This window comes from Nannocystis sp. RBIL2 (assembly GCF_026626745.1).
Lineage (GTDB): Bacteria > Myxococcota_A > Polyangia > Nannocystales > Nannocystaceae > Nannocystis.
The window spans coordinates 5,443,306-5,466,295 of the sequence record NZ_JAPNJW010000002.1 but is presented as its reverse complement, the minus strand read 5'-3'; the positions used below and the strand labels follow the sequence as shown (position 1 = coordinate 5,466,295).

Below are 22,990 nucleotides of genomic sequence, written 5' to 3'. Positions count from 1 at the left end.
GGCAGCCCATGCCGCGACCGGCATAGCGACCCTGTCTGGCGTAGCGATCGTCAAGGTCGACGTCAAAAGCGCGAGGAGGGCGCGTCTCGGGCAATCACGAGGCGGACCTCGCGCCCGCGGACGCGCACCGCCTCGGCGAGGAGCTCGGTGCGCGCGCAGCGGTGGATGGCGGGATGGGAATGCGGCGTCAGCGAAAGACGGACGCGATGTCCTCCCGGGAGATGTATCGAGGGGTCTCTTTGGGATCCAGCATGAACGCCGGGACCGTCGCCCCCGAGGAGAAGACGAGGTTCACCGGCACCACGCGCGCCTCGCCCGTGTCCCGCAAGAGCATGCTGTAGCCCACGCTTCCGTCCGCGGTCACCGGCGAGCCGCGCCCCGCGCCTGTGCCGAGCGACAAGCTGAGCTCGCCAGCGGTCAGCGAGCCGGATTGCTGGAGGTTGAGGGCGCCGCCGATGCCCGCGTAGACCCCGCCAAGCGAGACACCTTGCCCCGAGCCTCCGAGGAAATTCTCGACGTTCTGTCGTGTCGGAGCTGCGTTGAGCAGTCGTCCGGCAGTGAGCGAGATGCCCACGTTCTCCCGCGAGAAGGCCGTCAGGGAACTCAGCCCGCCTTTGGCGTCCCGCGCCGCTTTCGCGCCGTTCGCGAGGTTGACCATGCTGCTCACGCCATTGGAAAGACCGAAGTTCACGTAGGCCTGACCGTGCGTCGCCGTGAAGCCGAACGAGAAGAACCCGAACGAGAACTGCGCGCTCAGGTAATCCGGCGTGAGCTTGGCGAAGAAGTCTCCGCCCCGCTCGGCTCCTACGTACGAGCCCAGAGCTCGCTGCTGCTGCAAGGCAGCGTCCAGCGCGTCCGTCTCCGCCGGAGTGAGCGGCCGCGGCCCGACATGGATGCTTTGATTGGGCGTCGACACAGGCGCAGTGTACGCGCCCTGCGGCGATACGTCCTTGTCGGCGTTCCCTCCGGGGTCCACCCGTGAGATCGGATTGCCCGACGCGTACGCATAGCGATTGAAACCCATGATGGTGTCCTGAGGAACCACGCTGTCCGGTGCGTGGAACCTGGCCAGCGCCGGGTCGAGGTACCGCACCGAGAGGTAGACGAGGCCAGCGCCGGGGTCAGGCGAGGTTTCGACATCCTGCCGCTGTCCCGTGAACTGGAAGCCTCGCGCGTGCTCGGGCTTCGCCTTGGCAGGCACCCCGAGGGACACGCCGTAGGCGCTGTATTGATAGAGCGAGTCCGCCATCGCCACGCCCTTGTCGTCGGTGAGTGCGACGACCGATCCGAGGCGGTCCTGATGATGAAATGTGAGCGCCCCGACAACCCCCGAGCCCTCGCGGTGCGCGACGCGGCGCGCGCCTCCAAGATAATGTTTGACGGGAGTCCGGACTGCGGCCTTCTCGGTCACCTCGTAGAACGGGGAGAACGAGTAGAGCGTCCCCTTGGACGTCTTCTTCTGGACGCGAGCGCCAGTCGCGTCGTAGACGAACGACGTCGTCTCTCCCGCGAACGACACGCTAGCGAGCAGGTCGAGCTCGTTCCAGGCGTACGTGCGCGTGACGCCCCCCAGCGTGGCGCTCTTGAGGAAGCCGGCGTCGTCGTACGTGAAAGACGTGCCGGGCCCTGCGCTCAGGAGGGCATGCACGTTGCGCTTGCCGGGCCCGGAAGGATACGGAGTGAGTGCATGCGCCGACGTCTTCACCAGATTTCCGATGCGATCGAAAGCGAACACCTCGGGGTTGCTGCCGGTCACGCGGACGAGCCGATCCTGCCCGTCGTACTGGTACCCGTGAGAGAAGGCGTACGGCCCCGTGGCGGTGTCGTCCTTCACCAGGCCGTCGGCATAATGGTGATACGTGGCCTCGTAGACCGCCCCGCCGCCCTTCTCGACGATCTTCGCGCTCGACAGGAAGCGGCGCTCGGGGGTGTACGTGAACGACTCCCCGGTGCCGTTGCCGAGCTTGACCTCGCGGAGGTCGCCGTCGAGCGTGTAGCCCATGAGCTCGACGTACGTCACGCCGTCGGCCGTGTTCTTGACGCTCCGTAGCCTGCCGCCCTCGTCGTACGCGTAGTCGACCTGCTCGCCGTCCGGGTAGATCGTCGCCGCGAGGCGGCCGAGCGCGTCGTAGCTCGCGCCGATCGTGACGGCCAGATCGCCCTCGGTGCATTCGGTCGTGGACACGACGTTCCCGCGCGGCTCGTACTTGTAGCTGAGCGCGGGGATGGTGGCGCTACCTCCGCTGTCCGTGCATGGCTTCACCGAGGAGTCTTGCACTGTCGTGAGGCGCCCGCGCCCCGCGCCGTGCGAGGCGTCGACCTCGTCGTACGTGTACGCGACCTTCCGCGACTCCCCGGTGGCGCGCTCGTACCGACGGAGGCTCGGCCGGCCGAGGACGTCGTATTCCGTCTCGACGCTCGTCTTCTCGGCGTTCACGACCAGCGTCTCGTTGCCCGCGAGGTCGCGTGTGTAGGTGAAGTTTCCACGGTCCGGATCATTCTCTTCGAGCAACCAGCCGAGGCTGTTCCTCTTGTAGGTGGTCACGTTCTGCGAGGGGTCCTCGACACGGACGCGCTCACCCGCGAGATCGACGTCGTAGATCATCGCGAGGCTCGCACCCTCATGTACCTGATCGGTGCGCACCTTCGCGCCATGCACGTCGGTGACCGAGGCCTGCCGGTCGCCGCGCTCGTCGGTGACGGTCGTGATGAAGTAGCGATACGGGCGGGCGTCCGGGGCGCCGCGCTTTCCGGGGGCGTCCACTCCGTAAGAGATCGCCGACACAGCGCCGTCGGGGCGCACTGTCCGGACGAGCCGGCCTGCGTGGTCGTAGCTCGATGTCGTGAAGTGCGTGGTCGTGCCGCCGACGAGGGACCAGCCCGAGATGCGGTGTTCGCGGCGGGATGTGTCCGTGTACGAGGCGGTCTGTTCCGCGTCTTGCAGCGTTCCGGAGGCGTTGGGGCTGCCGCGCCGGGCGATGCGAACCGTGCGGCCGAGGCCATCAAACGTCGTCCTTGTCCAGACCTTCACGGTCCCGTCGGAGGTCGTCTCCTCCAGGGTCTGGCTGCCCGGGATTCCCTCGGAGGATCGGACCCAGTCCGTGACATTGGTGATGACGGCGGTGCCGTCCAGGTCGGTGAAGCGCGTCTCCTCGTGCGTGACACGTCCTAGCGAGTCGTAGGTCGTGGCGACCGTGACGCCGTTCGCGTCCTCGGTGGTCGTGGGCGATGAGAGGAGCCAGTCCCAGCTCTTCTTGAGCTCGTGCCCCGCGGCGTTCGTGATCTTCGTCGGCAACACGGGTATTGGATAAGGGTTCACGTACTCGGTGGCCGTTCTTTGACCGCGGGCGTCGATGGTGGCGGTGCGGTTACCCCAGCTGTCGTATTCGAAGGTGTCCACCAGCCACAGCCCGCCCGTGATGTCGTGGTCGGGGCTGGTCGAGGTCTCGCACTTCGCGACGTCGGTGCATGCGAGCGTGGCCGTGCGGAGCCCCCGCGAGGTGGGCGCGAAGCACCCGGACAACTTTTTGGCCTTGGTGCGATCGGCGTCGTCGAACACTGCGGGCATGTCGTAACAGTAGTGCATGGCTCGGAGCCGCTCGCCCTCCTTGCCGGCGGCGACGTCCCACGCAAACAGCTCCTCTGAAGCCGCCGCGATCATGTACGGCTCGGAGAGAAGCGCACGCGTGACCCTGTGGGCGCGCTCGTCGCCGACCGCGTCCAGGTCTCCCAGCTCGATGCGCCACTCGGGCTCGTGCGTCCTGTCGTAGCGCAGCTCGGTGCGCGTACGCAGCGCTGGAGTCCCCGCGGAGTCATGCACCGTTCGCTGCATCGCTGCCACCGCGCAGTCGAACGGGGCCTGCTTCTTCGGATTGTTGTATTCGAACGTCGAGGTCTCGCGGGCGAGCAGGAGCGAAGGCGTGTATTCGAAGATTTCCTCCTTCGAGCGCTGCGCGAAGCAGGCGTCGGAGAGCTCGTACGTCGCGCGACGCTGCACCAGAGGCCGGTTCGGAAAGCAGGGGTCCGTGCCGCACTTCACCGGATATGCGGGCAGCTCGGTTGCCGTCACCTGCGACCAGCCCAGGAACGTACGCTCCGGCGGCGACCACCGGGGCACGAGTAATCGCGTCTCTCAATATCGCCGCTGCTGCCGAACCGGGCGTCGCGGACGACCTCGGCCACCACGTGGCCCCGGTGCGGTGGAAGGGTGCAGAGCTCGCCGTCGACGATGGCGGGGCTCGTCCCGAGGAGGGGGCGGTAGCTGACCGACTCCGTGCCTCCCAGCGGGCTCGTGGACGAGCTCAAGAGATCGACACCCGGCTTCTGCCGGACGGTGCGCACCTGGAAGGATTTCGACGCGGGATCGAACTCCAGGTTCGTGAGATCGGACCGTCCATCGCCATCGGTGTCGCCCGCCTGCCAGAGGCGCGGTGTCGGGTACGGAGCCGCCTTCTTGGCGACGGCCCACAGCTCGCGCGGGCGGAAGAGCGGGAGGTCCGGCTGCGTCACCGTGGCCTCGAAAGAATAGAAACCGAACAGCCCTGCTGCGTCTCCGGGGGATGCCAGGCTGGCGAGCGTGCCCATGAGGTCCGTGCGCCCGTCGCCGTTGGCGTCGGCCAGCTTCCACTCCGCGAGGTTGGTGTAGTTGCCCGGCTCGAGGATGGTGAGTGGGCTCAGACGGGCACGCCACGTTCCGTCGCCCACGCCGGCGAGGAGCTCGACGCGGAGGCGAGTATCGGTAAGATAGAGCGAAGGCTGCTCGTGCGCGCCGCGTAGGATGACGAAGTCCACGACGCCGTCCCCATTCACATCCGCGGGGCGCATGCGGGCCGGATGCACGGCGAACCCCAGATCGCCGTGCGGTCTCTCCACGAGCCGGTAACCGCCGTCGCGCGAGGCAAACAAGGTATTTGCCTGAAGCAGTCCGGCCGTATCCTGCGCCATGCTCACCAAATCGGTAGCCCCGTCCGCGTTGACGTCCGCGACGTTCCACACCGTGGTCGTCGGCCGGAGCGTGGCGGAGGCGAACGTGCTCCGCGGCCTCTGGTCGAACAGGCCATCTCCCCGCGACAGGAACACATCCAGGGTGGCAGCCCCGCTGCCGGGCACGAGATGGGCGACGTCCATGCGGCCGTCCCCGTTGGCGTCGACGAAATGCCACCGACGGATCTCCTCGGTCGCGTCGGGGAGGCCGACCGCATAGTTACCGAAGTCCTCCCATGCGCCGGCGTCGCCGCCAGTCCCCGGACGGAATTTCAAGGAGAAGATCCGGATGTTCGATCTCCGGTTATCCAGCGGGTCGCGGTCCAGCGCGATGAACACCAGTTCGTCGCGTCCGTCGGCGTCGAGATCGACGAGGCGGCCGAGCGGGGCGCGGGTCCACACAGGCGCCTTGAGGAGGTTCGGGGCCTTGTTGGCGACATAGCCTCCCGCAGTGGCGAGTCGCGTCTCCACGCGCAGCGGAAAGCCCTGGATGGCCAATGGGACGACCAGGTCCTGGCGGCCGTCGCCGTCCACGTCGCCCCGCAGCCACTCCTCGGCTCCTGTCACCTGCCTCTCCACCGGCGAGACGTCGGCGCGGAACGACGTCTCGAAGACGTCGCAGGTTCTCGCGTTGCCCTTGTTCGTTTCGCTGTAATCGCAGGGCGTGTTGTCGGCGTGGAGGCCCCGCACCTTGCTGGCGCTCCACGCGACCCATTCCCGCTGACCGTCGCCGTCGACGTCGGCGAGCTCGAGCGTCGTGATCGGCGGCTGGGGGCAAGACGTCACGACAATGAAGGACGGCGGGACGGGGATCACGTCGCACGTGGGCGAGCTCTCGAGAAAGAAACTGCTCGAGTATCGCTTGTCCTCCCGGAACCGGACGTTCCAGGTGCCCTTCTGTCCCTGCGCCAGGAGCACGGTGGCGACGGCGGACTCGAACAGACTGTGGGGGAACGCGGCCTGTCCGCCCGAGCGGCGGTGATACGCGACCAGATCGCTGCGTCCGTCCCGGTTCACGTCCTCCGCGCGCATCGAGAAGATGACGGTATCGTTGCTCTTCTTCTCCGGATACGTCGCGGGCAGGACGGCATTCGTCCCCTGCCAGACCTGTCCGAAGGCGTCGGAGTAGAAGAAGCGGGCCTCGGTGGCGAGCACGTTCACGATATCCGCACGACCGTCCCCGTTGAAGTCGCCGGTCAGCCACTTGCGATACGGGGCGTCGTCGGTGCGCAGGGCGGTGTCCGCAGGGATACTGTCGAACACGGTGGGCGTGAACGTGAAGGGCGCGGCCGCGAGCACGGGAGAAGCGTCCGAGCGCGAGCGCGCAAGGTACAGCTTGAGCTTGCCCTCCGAGGCGATGTCACCGCTCTTGGTGACGTGCGTGGAGCCGGCGAGCATGACGTCGTCGCGCCCGTCGCCGTCGTGATCCGAGACGAAGACCTCGTCCGCGTTGCTGGGGCGATACGGCGTGAGCTGCGAGAGGGTCGCGCCGAACGTTCCGTCGCCGCGGCCCAGCGCGACGCGGTACGTGTAGAAGTCGTCGCGGCCGTCCGCGCCGACCACGTCGATCCGCCCGTCGCCGTTCACGTCTCCGAACAGGAGGTGCGTGCGGCGCTTCTCCTCGCTGGCTTCCCACGTGAGCATGCCGGGCAGCGAGACCTCGCCGAAGACTCGAGTCTTCGCGAGGAGCGTGTCCCAGCCCACGGCGGCGATCCGGACCGTCTTCCACGCATCGCTCCCGGGGTCGGGGAGGACGAGCACGATCTCGGGCCGTTGATCGCCGTCGACGTCGGCCACGGTCGCGGCGCTCGCGCGCTTGTCGATGGCCGCGTGAGCGACGGAGCTCGTGGCCATGTCGTACGTCCCGTTCGGCTTTGCGAGGAAGTAGCGAATCCGGGTCTCTTTCGGGTCCTCGAACGTGACGATTGCGTGGTCGTCCCGCCCGTCACCGTTCCAGTCGAGCCGGAGGTGGACGAGGTGATCTCCTTCGCGCCAGTCGCGTGACCAGCCGAGCGTGCTCGCTTTGTACCCTTGCCAGCGAATCGCCGCGGAGATGTTTTCATTCCACTGGACGGCGAGGTGTGGCGACGCGGTGTCCCCATTCACGACGCCCGACGCCGTCAAGGGCCCTTCGAGGCTCAGATCCGTGGGCGACGACTTTGAATAGACCTCCTTCCCCGCGACGTAGGTCAGGTTGCCGTAATCAGCTTCGCTCTGGTAGCTGAACGTGGTCGGAGGCAGCCGCGATGCGGTGGCCGCATTGACGACGACGCCGAGCGCGTTCACGTGCGCGTCGCGGCCGAACACGTCCACTCTCGCCAGCAAAGAGCGCCGCGTCGCCCCGCTAAGCCGGTAGCCAAGCGTATATGCCTTCCCGACCGAGGTGTCGTCCGTGCCGCACGTGCCCACGACGATCGTGCGGAGCCGGTACCGGCTGCTGCCCGTCGTCCCGGCGCCGAAGGCGTGGACCACCGGATCGTCGCGCAACTCGTAGTAGAACCTGATGGCCTGGTCGTTGTAGCTGATCCGCGAGAGGTAGCGGACCGGGTCGGACTCCGGAGTATACTCGTAGCTTACGACGTTGCCCGACGTGTCCTCGACGCGGGTGAGGAGCCAGGAGAGGCTCTGTCCGCCGGCGGCCAGCGAGACTGTGCTGTATGTCCAGCGCACGCCGCTCGGGTACCGCACGATCCACATCTCCGCGGGCCCGGTCGTGTCGTGGATGACCTGAATTCCGCGCTCGACGCGGGTCGTGAAGTAGGCGCGGCCCGGAAGAGGCACCGCGAGCTCGCACCCCGGGCCCGGCGTTCCGGGCTTGCACGGGACAAGCTCCTCACCATCGAGCGTGAAGATGTCCGTGGGAGAAAGCGAGGGCAGCCCGCGTCCCGGGGTGACTCGCGCGATCGCGGAGCCGCCGACCAGCGACCAGCCGACCCCCGCGATGCCGTTCCCTTGCCTCGAATCATAGGCGAGAGACAGCGCGGGTTCGATCCCGTGAAACGGTGGGACCTCGATCGGGATCGAGCGAGCGTAGGCGCCCGACGACATGACTGCGCCCTCTCGAGCGGTGCCGATGGCGCGGCGGTCTTCACCCCCCTGTTTGGTGTCGGCCGTCCCCGACGAGGCGGTCTGTCCGCCGCCCGTGTTCGGCGTGAAGCTCGGCGTGAAGCCGGCGTGCGCGTCTGCGGCCGAGACGAGCACGGCCGCGCTCAGCATGCGACCCAACCATCGAGACCAGCTCATGGCACCCTCCTCGGCGAGCGGCGGGCGGGGGAACGTTCGTCCACCTGCTCGTCAGGCGGCGGCGCGGGCGGTGGCACGCGGCCGGAGTCCCAGGGCGGTAGAGGTAGCGGAACGAGGTCCACCGGGCGCTCTGCCTGGCTCGGGGGCGGCGTGTACCACGGTGTATCGGAGGGCGCGCAGGTGCCGAGCGCGGAAGACGGGCTGTTGGATGTGGAAGGCGCACTGCTAGTGATGAGCGGGGGCGTCTCGACGGGCGCGTTGCAGCTCGGCAGCGCGGCCAGGATCGTGCATGCCGCGCAGACGAGCGCGGGAATACGCTTTTTGTGTTGGCGATGGTGGATGCTCGTGAATCGATATCGATCGAACATGGATCTCCTCCGTGGCGCGCGGCAGCCGGTCGAATACCGGCCGCCGTCGACCGCCATCATATCCCGCCTCGTCAATGTCAGGTCCGCTGCAGCTCGATCGCCCCATCACCGCCGACGAAGTCGGTGAGCGACACCGTCGCGCGCACCGGGATGAGCCGCCCCCCTCCTATCTGCACTTCAGCGGCCGCGACGAGGCAATAGCGACGCCGTCTGCGATTCGCTTGGAGGGGTCAGGAGGGCGAACCGATCCTCCCGCAGAACGCCGATCTGGGCCAGGAACAGGGGGCCGGGGCTCGGGGCGTTCTGCGGGCGGTCGTATGGATTGTCGGGCAATGCGTGCCCGACGAGCGAGGCGGCCAGCGCGGCGAGAACGAGCGAGAGAGGGCCGACATGGCCCGGTCGCGGCGTCAGGTGTTGACGTTGACCATCGCGCCGGTGATCGAGACGATCGCACCGGCGGAGATCGTGATGCCGCCGGGGCCGATCTCGACGGTCGAGCCGCCGGCGGACAGGGTGATCGAGGCCGCGGTGATCGACAGCGTGCCGGCGACGTTGAGCGTGTCGCCGCCGCCGATGTTGGTGGTCCGCGCGGCGCCGACGTTGAGGTCGTGCGAGGCGGAGAAGGTCATGGTGGTCGCGCCGCCGACGTTGGTGGTGCTGCTGCCGCCGATGTTGGTGGTGCTGCTCGCGCCGACGGTGGTGGTGCTGCTGCCACCCACGCTGGTGGTGCTGCTGCCGCCGCCGGTGACGCTCATGGCCCCGGCCACGCTGAGGGTCATGCTGCCGCCGACGGTGGTCGATTGATTGGCGCCGATGGTCGACGATTGATTGGCGCCGACCGAGATCGTCTGGTTGGCGCCGACTGTCTCGTTCTGCATCGTCCCGACGGTGAGGGTCTGATTGGTGCCGACCGAGATCGTCTGGTTGTTGCCGACGGTGAGCGTCTGGTCGACGCCGACGGTCAGCGACTCGTTGTTGCCGACGCTCGCGGTGCGGTCGACGCCGACGTCGTCCTTCTGGTGGCGGCCGACGTTGCTCGAGTCGTCGCGCCCGCTCTTGCGCGTGGTGTCGCGGATGACGTCGGTGTTCATGTCCTGCTGGCCGTGGATGAAGATCTCCTCGGCCCCGGCCGCGTCCTCGAAGCGGATCTCGTTCGACCCACCGCCGCCCGGGCTGGTCTCGGTCTTGATCGTGCTCTTGGTCTTCTCGAGCGGCAGGTCGTAGGGCGGCCGGTTCTGGCCGTTGTAGACGCAACCGGTGACGACGGGGCGGTCGGGGTCGCCGTCGAGGAATTCGACGAGGACCTCCATGCCGACGCGCGGGATGAAGACCGCGCCCCACGAGGGGCCGGCCCACTTCTGAGTGACGCGGATCCAGCACGAGGCGGTGTCGTCGAACGGGGAGATCCGGTCCCAGTGGAAGTGGACCTTGATCCGCCCGTGCTCGTCGGTGTGGACCTCTTCGCCGGCCGGGCCGACGACGATGGCGGTCTGCGGACCGTGGGCCCGCGGCCGCGTGAGCGTCGGCTCCGGCCGCCACGGCACGTCGGCGGGGATCGCCTCGAACTCGTTGTCGTAGCGGCTCTCGCCGCGCGTGCTCGCGTACATGTCCTCTTCGGGCGCGGCGCCGCGGTGGCGCACGCGCACGAGCAGGTACTCGCGGTCGAGCTGCGCCTGCGGGTGGCCGACCAGCGGGAAGGTGTAGCCGGGCGTCAGCTCGGTGACGTCACCTGTCCCCAAGTACACGCGGGTCTGGGCGGCCTGCTGCTCGAGCTTGCGCTTGGCTCGCTTGACGCCGTCGTCGCGGTGGAGCCGCAATTCGTCGTGGTCGAACACCTCGCGGTCGCGGCCGCGGAGGTCCTTCGACCGCCGCTCGCGCTGGTACGGCGAATCGCTGGGGTGCAGCCAGTCGAAGTCGCGCTGGGCGATCGAGGTGGTGCGCAGCGACCAGGTCGGGGTGAGGCTGTCGACGGCCTGGCGCAGGGCGGTGCCGGTCTGACGCGCGAGGTAGTCGACCTTGTCGCGGCCGCCCTCGAGCGGCAGCGGCTTGCAGCGGTCGCTCTCGCCGGCCAGCACGAGGACCTCGGGCCCGCCGTTCACCGGGTGTTCGAAGTAGTAGAGGATGCCCTCCTCTTGCATGAGGCGCGCGGCGAATTCGAGGTCGGTCTCGCGGAACTGGACGCAGTACTCGCGCGGCTCGTAGGCGGCGGCGTCGAGGTCGAAGCGCAGGCGCCGACCCTCGAGCTCGAGGCCGGGCTCCAATACCTGGCGGAGGATGTCGGGGACGTTCTGCTCCTGGAAGAAGCGGGTGTTGACGACCTGGCCGAGCAGCGCGAGCGCGGGCACCACGTCGATGCCGAGGACGAGGCGGTCGGTGACGACGCCGAGCTCCTGCATGCGGGCGACCACGCCGTAGACGGCCCGCGCGGCGACGTCGCGCTCGATGAAGAAGTCGCACTCGGCCCCGAGGAGCTGGCTCGGATCGACGGAAAGATCGTCGGTGACGATCTCGAGGTGCAGGCGGTACGGCTCGGACAGCGACTCGACGAGGTCGAAGCGGCGGACGTGCCAGACGACCCCCTGGGTGCCCTTGCACGTGAAGCTGTAGCGCGTTGCGGCGAGCAGGCCGCTGCGGTCGTCCGAGGCGTGGTCGTTCATCGCGGCGCGGCAGCAGTGTTGCACGCGGGCGAGCGGCCGGCGAGCCGAAGTGAGGCGCGCGAGAGCGCGGCGCGGTCTCGATCGCGGCGGGCACGACGCGACTGGTGTCGATCCGCGGCTGGTGTAGATTCGCGAGCGTGGCGCGACGAGTGGCGATCGCAGGGCGCTTCGGCGAGCAGTGGTGGTTCTCGGCCGGCCGCGGCGTGGGTGTGTCGCGCGAGACTGCGGAGCGCACGGTCGACGCGCTGGCCCTGACACCGGACACAGCCGCGGCGCTGCGCGGGCTGCTGTACGCGACCGCGGCGATCGACGCGTCACGGCTGGAGCGCGCGGGGCTGCGGCGCGTGCTGGTCGATCTGCTGACGCGCGGGCAGCTGGCCCACGAACGCGAGGCGCCGGCGCGCGAGTCCGGTCAGGCGGGCCGCGGCGCAGCCGAACCGACGCACGAAGAGGCCGACACGCAGCTCGTCGACACCGACTGGATCGGCCTCGAGCTGGTCGACGCGAACGGCGCGGTGGTGGCGTGGGAGCCCTACGTGATCGAGCTGCCCGACGGGAGACAACTGCGCGGCTCGCTCGGCGTCGACGGCAAGGCGGTCGTGCGCGGCCTGCCCGCGGGGACGTGCAAGGTCACCTTCCCGCGGCGCGGCGCGAACATGTGGTCCGCGGCCGAGTGATTGTGGGCAGCAGGGGACGGCGATCGTGGATAGGTCGCGCCGGCTCGCGGGCGGCGAATGTGAGCACGAGCGCCGCGTGCGATTGACGGCAGGGGCGCGCGGCGCACGCGGTCGCTAGCTCGCAATGGCCGCGCCCGCGGCGAGCTCGGCCGCGAGCGCGAAGAGCGGTTCGTCGCGGCCGCGGATGTCTTCACGACCGCCGGCTGCAAGCGACGCGAGGGTCGAGAGATCTCGCAAGGCCGCGGCGGTCTCGCGAGATGTCTTTGGAGACATGTTTATTGGGACAGAAGTGAAATTCCCGCGGTGGGTCGCGCGGTTTCGCCGGGCGCGGAGGCGCTCGCGCGGGTGGGCCCAGGCGCACGGGCGCGCGCGGGCCGGTTCGGCTTGTCGTCGGCCCGGGCGGGCGGATACCGTGGCGGGGCGATGGCGAGTCACCGGGTGGCGCAGGGGGAGTGCGTCGGCAGCATCGCGGCGCGCCGGGGCGTCGACTGGCGGGAGGTCTGGGACCACCCGAACAACGCGGCGCTGCGCGAGCGGGCGCGCGACCCGAGCGCGCTGCTGCCGGGCGACGCGCTGTTCGTGCCGGAGCCGGCGGCCAAGTGGGAGGCGCGGGCGACCGGCGCCTCGCACAAGTTCAAGCTGGCGCCCGCGGCCGCGGAGGTGCGGCTGCGCTTCGTCGAGGGCGACGCGCCGGTGGCTGGCGCTTCGTACAGGTTCTTTGTGACAGGTATGGAAGAACCTGTCCGCGAGGGCAAGACCGACGGCGACGGCCGGCTGGTCGAGGCGATCGGCAGCGACGCGACGGAGGCGGTGGTCGAGTTCCCCGAGCGCAAGTTGATGTACCGGCTGCGCCTCGGGCACCTCGACCCGGTGGGCGAGGTGTCGGGGGCGCAGGCGCGGCTCGGCCAGCTCGGCTTTTATCACGGGCGCGTCAGCGGCGAGCTCGACGACGCGACCGCGCTGGCGCTGTGGGGGCTGCAGCTGCGCGAGGGCCTGCCGGCGACCGGCGAGCTCGACGCGGCGACGCAGGCCAAGCTGCGCGAGCTCTACGGGATGTGAGGTGGACGCGTGCTGCGCCTGTGTGACCCGTATGCAGTGGAGGTCCCCGACGACCTGGCCGACCGCACCGGCTACGTGTTCGAGGAGGCCGGCGGCGGCGAGGCCGACCGCCTGGTGATCGAGGTCGAGGAGCTGCCGGCCGACGTGCGCCCGGCCGACCTGATCGCGGCCAACCGCAAGAGCGCGGCGCGGGCGCTGGGCGGCGACCCGGGATGGCCCGAAGGACAGGTCATGACCGGGCTCGGGCCGGCCCACACCCTGGCGATCACCGACCCGGAGATCGTCGGCGGGGTGTGGGTGGCGGCGCTGCGCGACGATCGCGGGCGGATGTGGACGCTGCGCTTCGAGAGCGCGCGCGAGTGGGCCGACACCGTGTTCCTGGCGCTCGTCGCGGCCATCGGCGGCGGCTCGCTGCCGCCGGGCTGGGCCGGGCGGCGGGCCCACGGGGTCCCGCTGGCCCTGCCGACCTGGCTGCGGCCGCCGCGGGTGTACCGGTTCGCGACCGCCGACGAGCGCGTGACATGTATCTTGGACCAGGGCACTTCGGACATGCCCGGAGAGACAGAGTTCGAGGCGTGGGGCTCGCCGGCCCCGGGCGAGCTGCTGGTGGTCCACCCGCTCGGCGCCGGGACGGCCGCGCTGGCCGGCGCGGAGGCGACGTGGGGCCAGTGGCGGCTCGACCGCTGCGACCCGTACGGCACGGTGCTGGGTTCGACGTTCGCGCGGGTGGCGGCGGCGCCGGGGCTGTCGCTGCGGCTCGTGGTGGTCGAGCGGGAGATCGAGGCGATCGGCGGCGCGGGCTTTTCGGCGATGGTCGCCAGCGTGGCGCGGCACTGAGGAGGGGAGGATGGCGGAGGACCAGCTGACGGTGCGCGAGATCGAGGCCGCGCGGATCTTCGAGCAGGGCAAGGAGAACACGCTGCGCTCCGGCAAGCCGCTGCCGATCGTGTTCGTGCCGGGGGTGATGGGCTCGCGCATGCGGCTCGTCGCGCACAACGAGCTGTGGGACCCCGACAGCAAGAAGAACCTGATCGGCTGGTCGATGCGCTCGGCCGAGCGGGCCGCCGAGCTGCTCAGCGTCCGCACGGGGATGGCGGAGATCCTCAGCGACCCGATCGCGTGGGACAAGGACCTCGAGAAGATCTGGCGCGCGGTCGACCCGAACGGCGACCCCGGCTTCTACGGCCGTCAGCGCGGCTGGGGCGGGGTGTCGCAGGGCTATTACTACGAGATCCTCAAGGCGCTCGAGGTCGCGTTCAACAGCGGGGCCTTTTCGCCCGGCGAGCACCCGGTGTACGCGTTCGGCTACGACTGGCGGCGCACGGTCTCCAACGGCGCGACCCTGCTGGCCCGGCGGATCCGCCACGTCCTCGACAAGCACGGCGTCGACAAGGTCGTGCTGGTGACGCACAGCATGGGCGGCCTGGTGGCCCGCTACGCCTGCGCGCCTGCCGGCTGCGGGGTGGCGAACCTGGTCAAGGGCGTGGTCCACGTGGTCCAGCCGTGCAACGGCGCGGTGGTGGCCTACCGCCGGTTCGTCGAGGGCCTCGGCAACGAGAAGGCGACCGGGCTCGAGGGCAAGATCTTCGCCGGCATCCTCGGCGGGACCTGGTGGGGTTACACGATGATCATGAGCGGCACCGAGGGGCCGCTGCAGCTGATGCCGAACCAGGTCTACGAGGGCTGGCTCACCGGTCCTTCGGGACAGGTGAGCCCCGCGGCCGGCATCTACGGCGAGTACCTCGACGGCGGGCCGCGCAGCGTGGTGCCCGAGCTGCCGGTCGCCGACCTGCAGACGCTGCTGGGCGAGGGCTTCGGCGATTCGCCCGACGCGTTGACGCGGGCCTCGGAGGCGCGCCTCGTCCAGCTCGACGACGAGTGGAACGGCCGCTTCCCCGAGTTCCACGAGATGCGGCTGCGCGCCGACCGGGCTCGCGCCGCCCGGGCGCTCGGGCGCTGGGACGCCTATCGCGCGACGCTGCGGTCGGGGGTCGCGTGCGCGCAGGCGCTGCACGGCATGCTGGCCGGCTACGCGCATCCGCGGACCTTCATGCTGTACGCCGCGGGGATGGCGACCGAGACCGCGTACCGCTGGGACCTGCCGCCCGGGCGCCGCGCGGTGCCGGTGGCCGGCGGCGGCGACGGCACGGTGCCGATCGTCAGCGCCCAGGGCCTCGACGCCGGCGTGAGCGGACAGTGGGCCGGCGCCGGGCCGCCGCGGCTCGCGCTCGCCGAGGACGTCGGGGCGCACGAGCACTCGACCTGCTTCGTGCCCGACGTCAATCAACGGGTGGTGCGGCGGATCCAGGCGCTGCGCCTGTTGCCGTGACGTCGCGGCGTCGGGGGCGCAGGCGTCGCCAGGCCCCGGGCGCGGCGCGCGTGAGGCCGCCGGCATCGGGTGATACGCGATCGCGACCGTGGCGCGATCGTGACACTCGCACATGGACGGGCGGGGCCCGGCCGTGGCAGCCTTCGAGGACGCCATGGAGCTCGTCGCGCTGATCGCCGCCCTCTCGGACCCCCGCGCTTTCGGGCGCGCCGAGGGGGTCCGCGTCGAGGTGGTCCAGACCCACGTCTCGGTGGTGTTCCTGGTCGAGGGCGACGTCTACAAGCTGAAGAAGCCGGTCGACCTCGAGTTCCTCGACTACTCGACGCTGTCGCGCCGCCGTCACTTCTGTCAGCTCGAGGTGGAGCTCAACCGCCGGCTGGCGCCCGACGTGTACTTTGGGACATTGCCCGTCGTACAGGTCGACGAGCAGGTGCGGGTCGGCCGCGAGCTCGACGAGGGCGGCGACCTCGAGGTGATCGACTGGGTGGTCCACATGCGGCGGCTGCCCGACGCGGCGCGGCTCGGCGCGCGCGTGGCCGCCGGCGAGGCCGACGGGGCCTTGATGCAGCGGCTCGGCGCGACGATCGCCGGCTTCCACGCGCGGGCGCGGCGCGGGCCGGCGGTGTCGGCGTGGGCGACGTTCGCGGCGGTGGCCGGCAACTGCCGCCAGAACTTCGTGCAGCTGGCCGGGCTCGGGGTGGTGACGGAGCAGCTGCTCACGCGCGTCGAGCGGGCCACCGAGGAGGCGCTGGCGCGCGGGCACGCGGCGATCGACGGGCGCGCGCGCCGGCACGTGCCGCGCGACACCCACGGCGACCTGCGGCTCGAGCACGTGTACTGGTTCCCCGAGCGCGAGGGGCCGGACGACCTGCTGGTGATCGACTGCATCGAGTTCGGCGAGCAGTTCCGCTGCGCCGACCCGGTGGCCGACCTGGCGTTCCTGGTGATGGACCTGCGCGAGGCCGGCCGACGCGACCTGGCCGACGCGCTGGTCGAGGGCTACTTCGCGGTCACGCCCGACGACGAGGCGAGCGAGGGCCGGGCGCTGCTGCCGCTGTACGTCGCCTACCGCGCGACGGTGCGGGCCAAGGTCGAGGCGTTCAAGGCGCGCGAGCCGGAGGTGCCCGAGGCCGAGGCCCGCGCGGCCCAGGCGCGCGCGCGCCGGTACCTGCTGCTGGCGCTGCGCGAGCTGCAGGCCCCGGCCCTGGCCCCGTGCCTGCTGCTGGTGATGGGCCTGCCCGGGACCGGCAAGTCGACGCTGGCCCGCGCCCTGGCCGGCGAGGGCTTCTCGTGGGTCCGCTCCGACGCGGTCCGCAAGCAGCTCGCCAACCTGCCCAGCGAGGCCCCGGCCGACCCGTCGGTGTACACGCCGGCCTGGAACGAGCGCACCTACGCGGTCTGCCGCGAGCTGACCGAGGCCCGCCTGTCCGAGGGCGAGCGCGTGGTCGTCGACGCCAACTTCAAGCAGGACTCGCAGCGCGCGCCGTTCGTCGAGCTGGCCGCCGATCTCGGCGTGCCGGCGCAGATCCTCGTGTGCACCGCCGACGATCCGACGATCCGCGAGCGCCTGTCCCGCAGGACAGGAGACGTCTCGGACGCCGACGTGTCGGTGTACCTGCAGGCGCGGGCCGCGTGGCAGCCGCTGCGCCCCGAGCACGCGGCGATCGCCGCGGAGATCGACGGCGGCGGACCGCCCGAAGAGGTGCTGCAGCGGGCCCTGCAGCTCCTGCGCGCGGCCGGGTTGTGGTAGCGGCTGTCCCTCGGGACATATGATTGCGCGCCTGCGCGCGAGCACGCGCGCCGACGAACGTTGTCAAGCCGGAGCGCGGATGGTCTAGTTGGGCCATGCGAAGGGCACGGCTTGGGGCGCTGCTGATCGGCGCGGCGGCGGCGGGAGGTTGCGCGAAGGGGAGCGCGCTCGACACCGGAGGCACGGTGAGCGAGACCTCGGGCCCGACGTCGACGACGACCACCGAGGCGACGACCACCGAGGCGACCGCGACGACGACGACGACCGGCACCTCGACGACCGCGGAGGACCCCTCGACGACCGACGCGACCGACGCGACCGGCAGCCAGAACACCACCGAAGGGCCCAAGTGCGGCGACGGTCAGCTCGACCCCGGCGAGCTGTGCGACGACGGCAACGTGCTCAACAACGACGCGTGCACCAACTCGTGCAAGTTCGCGGCCTGCGGCGACGGCTTCGTGCTGGCGGGCACCGAGGAGTGCGACGACGGCAATCCGATCGACGGCGACGACTGCACCAACATGTGCACGGGGGCCACGTGCGGCGACGGGGTCGTCCACGTCGGCCTCGAGGCGTGCGACGACGGCAACCCCGACGACGCCGACGCCTGCACCAGCCAGTGCGCCCTCGCCGGCTGCGGCGACGGCATCGTGATGATGGGCGTCGAGGAGTGCGACGACGCCAACGCCGAGAACACCGACGCCTGCACCGCGAGCTGCAAGAACGCGGTGTGCGGCGACGGCATCCTGTGGATCGGCACCGAGGAGTGCGAGGACGGCAACCAGATCGCCGGCGACGGCTGCGAGCCCGACTGCAAGAAGACGGTGATCAACAAGTACACCGCGTTCGGCCCGCAGCAGAACGTGCAGGGCGCGTCGCTGGTCGGCTGGGAGGTCTGCTACGTCGACCAGTTCGGCCACGCGGGCACGTCGGTGGCGCAGATCCTCCAGCAGTGCGGCAAGGCCAACCTGATGCTGGCGTGCCGCCCGAGCGGCAGCGGGACGTACTCGCTGCTGGCCCACGCCGCGCGCGCGCAGGTGACTGCCGACACCGGCCAGAGCAACACGCCCACCAACGCCAACGGGACCGGCTGGTACTTCAGCGACGCGTTCTCGTGGGGCTTCGCGGTCGAGGGCGACCCGATCTCTCGCAACAGCTGCGACACCGGCGCTGTGAATCCGGAGCGGCGGCTGTGCTTCCACACCGGCGGCGGGCAGATCAACGGCGGCTTCCGCTGCGGGAGCACCGACTTTCTCAACAGCAGCGCGGACTGGGAGCGCGTGGTGCTCCACGCCGACTGAGTGCGTCCGCGCGCCGAAGCCCCGGCCCGGCGGCGCGCGCGGGCGAGTTTTTTCGGTACGATGGGCGGGAGCGAAGATGCCTGCCCAGTCACTCCCGCACCTCGCGCGATCCTCCCTGCTCGCCATCGGCCTGTGCGCCTGTGACTCCCACGCGCCGGCGACGGCCAAGGCCGCCGCCCCGACCTCCAGCCCGACCGCCGCGGCGAAGCCCGCCGAAGCGATCGACGACGGCCCACCGTCGCCGCGCACCGTCAAGCTCGATCTGCAGGCCGTGGCCACCCGCCGCGGCCCGATCGCGCTGCACCGCCTCGGCGACGGCGAGGTCGTGCTGGCCGGCGGCGTGATGCTGGCGCGCGCCGGAGCCGACGGCAACCTGGCCCAAGAGACAGACTGGCTCAGCGGCCTGCACGCGGCCGAGCCGGGCGCGGACTGGGCGATCCACGCGCTCGGCGGGCGCGACGACGACTTGTGGCTGACGGTCGCGCGGGGCGGGGACGATCCCGCGCACCGCGTGTACCGGCGGCGTGAGAATACATGGACCGCCCACGAGCCCGACCCCGACGCTCCGGGGGCTTACTACCAGGACTATGCGACATGGCCCGAGGGCCATGCGATCGCGCTGCGCAGCGACGGCGACGGGCGAGCCGCGCTGGTGTTGCTCGACGACGACGGCGCGCGCCCGGCCCGGCCGCAGCTCGAGGTCGCGGGCCTGCAGTCGCCGCCGCGGCCGACCCGGCTGGCGGGGCTGACGACCGGCGAGCTGTTCGCGTCGGTCGCGGCCGGTCCGGCCGGCGCGGAGGGGCTGCCGGGGCTGCAGTCCGGGATGCTGCGCTGGGGCCCGAGCGACACGAAGGGGATCTTCGCGCCGCTGCCGGGGCTCCAGTCGCGGGCGCCGAAGCAGGTCGCGACTTTGGTCGAGAGCGGCGGGCAGGTGCTGATCGGCGACGGGGTGGAGATCGACGAGGAGGTGGTGCCGTACGTGGCCGGCTTCGACGGCACGTCGTGGCGCCTGCTCGACCCGCCGCCAGCCCGCGGCTCGGTGGTGTCGCTGGTCGAGACCCCCGAGCCGGCGCTGCTGGCCGTCGTCGACGAGGCGGGGCCCGCCGACAGTCTGTGGCGGATCATCCACGCCAGCGGCGATTGGGACGTGTGGGAGCGCGTCGAGCTGCCGCCGGTGCAGGTGGCCGCGAGCTGGTTCTGGGACCCGCAGGCCGGCGCGTGGGCCTCGGAGCCGGGGCCGGTGGCCGGCCTGGTGCCGTCTCCGCGGGCGATCGGCCGCGACGCCGCCGGGTCGCTGTGGCTCAGCGCGCGCCTGCTCCTGGCCGATGGGACAGCCTCGCCGCACCACGCGGTCCTGCGCAGCAACGGCGCGGCGGGCTCGCTGGCGCTGTACGACGACGGCCAGGTCCACGCGGCCCAGCAGGACCTGCTGCCGCGTCGCAGCCCGCGGGCCGGCGATGCGACCTGTCCCCAAGTTTATGTCCATTTGTACACTGTCTCCGAGGACAGCCCGGAGGTCGGCACGCCCGAGCTGCGGACCGCCCTGAGCGGGCCGCTCGGCTCGCTGCTGCTCGGCGAGGTCCGCTCGCAGGGCGAGCGCCAGGTCGGCCTGCTGCTGGCGGCCGGCGACTACGAGGCGCACAAGACGGCCATCGCCGGGGTGGCCGGCAAGCTGCGCTACCGCTCGCGGGCCACCTGCGGCCACCCGCCGCTGCTCCGCGGCTGGCGCGCCGGCGGCTGAGCGGGTCGCGCTTCAGGACATGTGATTCGGGACATGTCTCCAGGGACATGTCGGAGCTGACATGTCTCAGCGGACCGCGAAGCCGTAGGAGCTCCAGGAGCTGTCCCAGTCGGCGTCCTTGCAGCCGGCGCAGCGCTGCATGTGGACCGCGCGCAGGAGCCACGGCCCTGCGGCGGCGACGGTGAACGTGACGCGGCCGTCGGCGTCGGTGGTGGCGGCTTGCTCGGCGACCCGGCCGTCGCGGTCGCGGGTGAACGCCTCGACCCTGGCGCCGGCCAGCGGTTCGCCTCCGAAGCGCAGCTGGACGCCGAGGCGGTCGCCCGGGCGCACCTCGGCGAGGTCGCGGTCGGGGACGAGCTCGAGGCGGTGGCCGAGGACGCGGGTCGAGACGCCGTCGACCGCGTCGCCGACCTGCACGAAGCTCTTGAGGTAGCGGGTGTAGCGCTCGCGCCCGGGCTGCCAGCGCTCGCCGGCCCGCTTGCGCTCGGCGAGGGCGCCGTCCAGGCCCTCGTGGCGGAGGTAGCGGTTGAACTTCAGCGGCTTGAGCTCGATGTGCGACGCGTCGCGCTCGAGGCCGAACAGGTAGCCGCCAGGGCCGCCGAGCCGCAGGTCGAGGAACGGCGTGGCCCCGTCGCGCGCCTGCGCCAGCAGGTCGAGCTCGCCCAGGGCGGTGACCTGCCGCAGCGAGACCAGGCGCCGGCGCTCCATCGCCTTCTGCGCCTCGGCCGCGAAGTCCTCGCCGACCCACAAGCTGAGCGCGAGCGCGCCTCCAGCGGCCGGCGACAGCGGCGAGAACTCGAGCCAGTAGTCGTGGGCGCGGGCCGGGAAGGCCACGCAGAGCGCGGCCAGGAGGCCGAGGGCGAGGACGCGGACGGACGGCACGGTCTCGCAGCATACCCCCGCTCGCCGGCTGCCGCGATTTTCGCGCGAGCGCGGGGGGCGGAGGCGCCGGGCTCGGGGTCAGGCGGCGCAGCTGTCGGCGCGCTGCTGACGCTCGAGGGTATGCCTTTCAAGGCATGTCCAAAAGAACATTGCCCGACGGACATGCTCGATAAAACATGTCCGATGGAGCGGGCGCTCAGCCGGTCGAAGACGTCGTGTCGGCGGTCGTGCTGGTGTGGTCGTGCTCGGTCTCGCCGTGCTCGGTGGTCGCCTCGGTGGGGCTGGTGCTCTCGGTCCCGTGGTCGTCGGTCTCGTGCGCCTCGGTCTCGTGCGCCTCGGTCTCGTGCGCCTCGGTCTCGTGCGCCTCGGTCTCGTGCGCCTCGGTCTCCTCGCCAGCGGTCCCGTGGTCGTGCGGCTCCTGGCAGGTGCCCTTGCCGTCGTGGACGTCGCAGATCAGGTCGCCGCCGCACTGCTCGGCGTTGTCGCAGGGGCTGCCGATCTTGCTGTTCTCGCTGGTGCAGGCGGCGGCCGAGAGGAGGACGGAGAGCAGGGCGAAGGAGGACGAGCGGACGGCGCGGGTCATGACGAGGACCGACAACATAGGCGCGGTGTCGCGGCCGTGTACATGCGTCGGCCTGTCGCACGCGGCGTGGACCGCGGCGATGCGACCCGATGTCGCAGCGGGCCGCTTTGCCGGCCCGACGCGGCGCTGGATCGGCTACACGCGAGATGGTGATGTCTCGCCGCAGTCCACGGCAGGGAGCCGGCCCTTTCGGGCTCGGCGGGGTCTCCGCGGCCCTGCTGTTGGCCGCGGCGCTGGCGGGCTCGACCGCAGGCTGCATCACCGCCTACGCCCCGAACATCCGCCGCGAGGAGCACCACGAGGCCATGACGTCGCAGTCGACCCGCGGCGCCTGCCTCAAGTGCCACGAGCTCGAGTCGCACATGGCCAGGCGGATGCGCGGCATGGACCCGGCGACGCTCGAGCACCACATGGTCGAGATGAACAAGGTCATCCGCCCGCCGCTGGTGGCCGACTGGATGGCCAAGGACCGCCGCGGCTGCGTCGACTGTCACGCGATCAAGGGGACGCGGTGAGCCGCGCGCGCGGGCGAGGCGCAGCGTGGCTCCTGGCCGCCGGGCTGGCGCTGGCGCCCGCGGCCGCGCGCGCCCATCACGTGCCGGGCCACGGCGCCTCCGAGGGCGTGCGCACGATCAACAGCCTCAACGGCGCCGGCGGGCGGGCCAACACGCGGCTGCTGCTGATCAACGAGTTCGTCTACACCGGCTTCGGCCTCAACCCGGGCACGATGGACTCGCTGTCGCTGGTCGGCGAGTACGCGCCGCGGCCGTGGCTGTCGTTCGCCCTGCAGGCGCCGCTGCTGATGTTCCGCGCGGCCGACACCCAGGGCGAGACGCGGGTCGGCTACGGCGACACGCGCGTGCAGGTGCGCGTCACGCCGCACGCGAGCAAGCTGATCCACCGCGTGCTGACGGCCGGGCTCAACGCCTCGCTGCCGACGCGGACGGTGCGGTTCACCGTCGACCCGGGGCCGATCGTGGCGGTCGCGCCCTACGTGGTGTTCACGCGCACGTACATGACCTGGTACTGGCAGGTGCTGGCGATCTCGACGGTCGACATCCGCCGCGCCGGCGTGGCGGTCGACTTCGGCGCCAGCGGCCAGGTCGGGGCCAAGCTGGCCAAGGGCAAGGTCAACCTCGGCGTCGGCCTGCTGCTCGACACCCGCCTCGCGGCCTTCTGCACCCTGCCGGAGGGCGGCCGCGAGTTCTGCCCCGGCAACCGCGCCGGCGAGCTGTACCGCGACCTCGGCACGGCCCGCGGCACCGGCCTGATGGCGGTCTCGTACAACTTCCACCGCCGCGGCTCGCTGGTCGGCTCGGTCCAGGTGCCGTTCACGCGGCTCCGCGACTACACGATCGGCTGGAGCCTCGGCTTGCAGGTGTTCTTCTGAACCGAGGTCCTGGCATGTCCCTTGAGA

The 22,990-nt window shown here is 71.0% G+C and carries 14 protein-coding genes; 9 read left to right on the top strand and 5 right to left on the bottom strand.

All coding sequences use genetic code 11. The annotated features are described in order from the left end of the window. Nucleotides 1–187: 187 nt before the first annotated feature. The 3 genes from OV090_RS51370 to tssI form a co-directional block, all read right to left on the bottom strand. Entirely contained in the window at nucleotides 188–4,069 is a 3,882-nt protein-coding gene (locus OV090_RS51370) for an RHS repeat-associated core domain-containing protein (RefSeq protein WP_267711504.1), read from the bottom strand. Continuing rightward, nucleotides 4,066–8,199 carry an FG-GAP-like repeat-containing protein gene (locus OV090_RS46520; RefSeq protein WP_267711503.1) on the bottom strand — a complete coding sequence of 1,378 codons (4,134 nt, stop codon included), beginning with the start codon at nucleotides 8,197–8,199 and terminating at the stop codon, nucleotides 4,066–4,068. Before OV090_RS46520 ends, OV090_RS51370 begins: the two co-directional genes overlap by 4 nt. An 802-nt stretch (nucleotides 8,200–9,001) precedes the next feature. Beyond that, nucleotides 9,002–11,251, bottom strand: a complete 2,250-nt coding sequence (tssI, locus tag OV090_RS46515) for a type VI secretion system tip protein TssI/VgrG (protein WP_267711502.1) — start codon at nucleotides 11,249–11,251, stop codon at nucleotides 9,002–9,004. 137 nt (nucleotides 11,252–11,388) lie between these two features. Here tssI and OV090_RS46510 point away from each other — a divergent pair, with 137 nt between their 5' ends. The 7 genes from OV090_RS46510 (at nucleotide 11,389) to OV090_RS46480 (ending at nucleotide 20,108) form a co-directional block, all read left to right on the top strand. Continuing rightward, nucleotides 11,389–11,928, top strand: a complete 540-nt coding sequence (locus OV090_RS46510) for a hypothetical protein (protein WP_267711501.1) — start codon at nucleotides 11,389–11,391, stop codon at nucleotides 11,926–11,928. 423 nt (nucleotides 11,929–12,351) lie between these two features. Then, nucleotides 12,352–12,987: a peptidoglycan-binding domain-containing protein gene (locus OV090_RS46505; protein WP_267711500.1), complete on the top strand. Its 636-nt coding sequence runs from the start codon at nucleotides 12,352–12,354 to the stop codon at nucleotides 12,985–12,987. Nucleotides 12,988–12,996: 9 nt separating this feature from the next. Further along, on the top strand, nucleotides 12,997–13,824 hold the full coding sequence (locus OV090_RS46500; protein WP_267711498.1) for a hypothetical protein: 828 nt from the start codon (nucleotides 12,997–12,999) through the stop codon (nucleotides 13,822–13,824). Nucleotides 13,825–13,834: 10 nt separating this feature from the next. Next, nucleotides 13,835–15,316: an alpha/beta hydrolase gene (locus OV090_RS46495; protein WP_267711497.1), complete on the top strand. Its 1,482-nt coding sequence runs from the start codon at nucleotides 13,835–13,837 to the stop codon at nucleotides 15,314–15,316. Between the two features lie 133 nt (nucleotides 15,317–15,449). Beyond that, on the top strand, nucleotides 15,450–17,066 hold the full coding sequence (locus OV090_RS46490; protein WP_267711496.1) for an AAA family ATPase: 1,617 nt from the start codon (nucleotides 15,450–15,452) through the stop codon (nucleotides 17,064–17,066). A 95-nt stretch (nucleotides 17,067–17,161) separates the two neighbouring features. After that, entirely contained in the window at nucleotides 17,162–18,367 is a 1,206-nt protein-coding gene (locus OV090_RS46485; protein ID WP_267711495.1) for a DUF4215 domain-containing protein, read from the top strand. A gap of 76 nt (nucleotides 18,368–18,443) precedes the next feature. Continuing rightward, nucleotides 18,444–20,108, top strand: coding sequence for a hypothetical protein (locus OV090_RS46480; protein ID WP_267711493.1), 1,665 nt, complete (start codon nucleotides 18,444–18,446; stop codon nucleotides 20,106–20,108). 66 nt (nucleotides 20,109–20,174) lie between these two features. On the opposite strand, the gene OV090_RS46475 is transcribed toward OV090_RS46480, so the two are convergent. Continuing rightward, entirely contained in the window at nucleotides 20,175–20,990 is an 816-nt protein-coding gene (locus OV090_RS46475) for a DUF4198 domain-containing protein (protein WP_267711492.1), read from the bottom strand. A gap of 196 nt (nucleotides 20,991–21,186) precedes the next feature. After that, on the bottom strand, nucleotides 21,187–21,573 hold the full coding sequence (locus tag OV090_RS46470; protein WP_267711491.1) for a hypothetical protein: 387 nt from the start codon (nucleotides 21,571–21,573) through the stop codon (nucleotides 21,187–21,189). A 152-nt stretch (nucleotides 21,574–21,725) separates the two neighbouring features. Here OV090_RS46470 and OV090_RS46465 point away from each other — a divergent pair, with 152 nt between their 5' ends. Further along, a complete protein-coding gene (locus tag OV090_RS46465) occupies nucleotides 21,726–22,088 on the top strand; it encodes a hypothetical protein (protein ID WP_267711490.1) in 363 nt (120 codons plus the stop codon). Next, the gene (locus tag OV090_RS46460; RefSeq protein WP_267711489.1) at nucleotides 22,085–22,963 is read left to right on the top strand and encodes a hypothetical protein; all 879 of its coding nucleotides are present in this window, start codon (nucleotides 22,085–22,087) and stop codon (nucleotides 22,961–22,963) included. The genes OV090_RS46465 and OV090_RS46460 overlap by 4 nt, the downstream gene beginning before the upstream one ends. Nucleotides 22,964–22,990: the final 27 nt, after the last annotated feature.

Excerpts from the sequence above, each read along its gene's own strand:
- OV090_RS46495 (WP_267711497.1), top strand. The coding sequence starts at position 13,835 with ATGGCGGAGGACCAGCTGACGGTGCGCGAGATCGAGGCCGCGCGGATC.
- OV090_RS46470 (WP_267711491.1), bottom strand. The coding sequence starts at position 21,573 with ATGACCCGCGCCGTCCGCTCGTCCTCCTTCGCCCTGCTCTCCGTCCTC.
- OV090_RS46505 (WP_267711500.1), top strand. The coding sequence starts at position 12,352 with ATGGCGAGTCACCGGGTGGCGCAGGGGGAGTGCGTCGGCAGCATCGCG.
- OV090_RS46465 (WP_267711490.1), top strand. The coding sequence starts at position 21,726 with ATGTCTCGCCGCAGTCCACGGCAGGGAGCCGGCCCTTTCGGGCTCGGC.
- tssI (WP_267711502.1), bottom strand. The coding sequence starts at position 11,251 with ATGAACGACCACGCCTCGGACGACCGCAGCGGCCTGCTCGCCGCAACG.
- OV090_RS46480 (WP_267711493.1), top strand. The coding sequence starts at position 18,444 with ATGCCTGCCCAGTCACTCCCGCACCTCGCGCGATCCTCCCTGCTCGCC.
- OV090_RS46485 (WP_267711495.1), top strand. The coding sequence starts at position 17,162 with ATGCGAAGGGCACGGCTTGGGGCGCTGCTGATCGGCGCGGCGGCGGCG.
- OV090_RS46520 (WP_267711503.1), bottom strand. The coding sequence starts at position 8,199 with ATGCTGAGCGCGGCCGTGCTCGTCTCGGCCGCAGACGCGCACGCCGGC.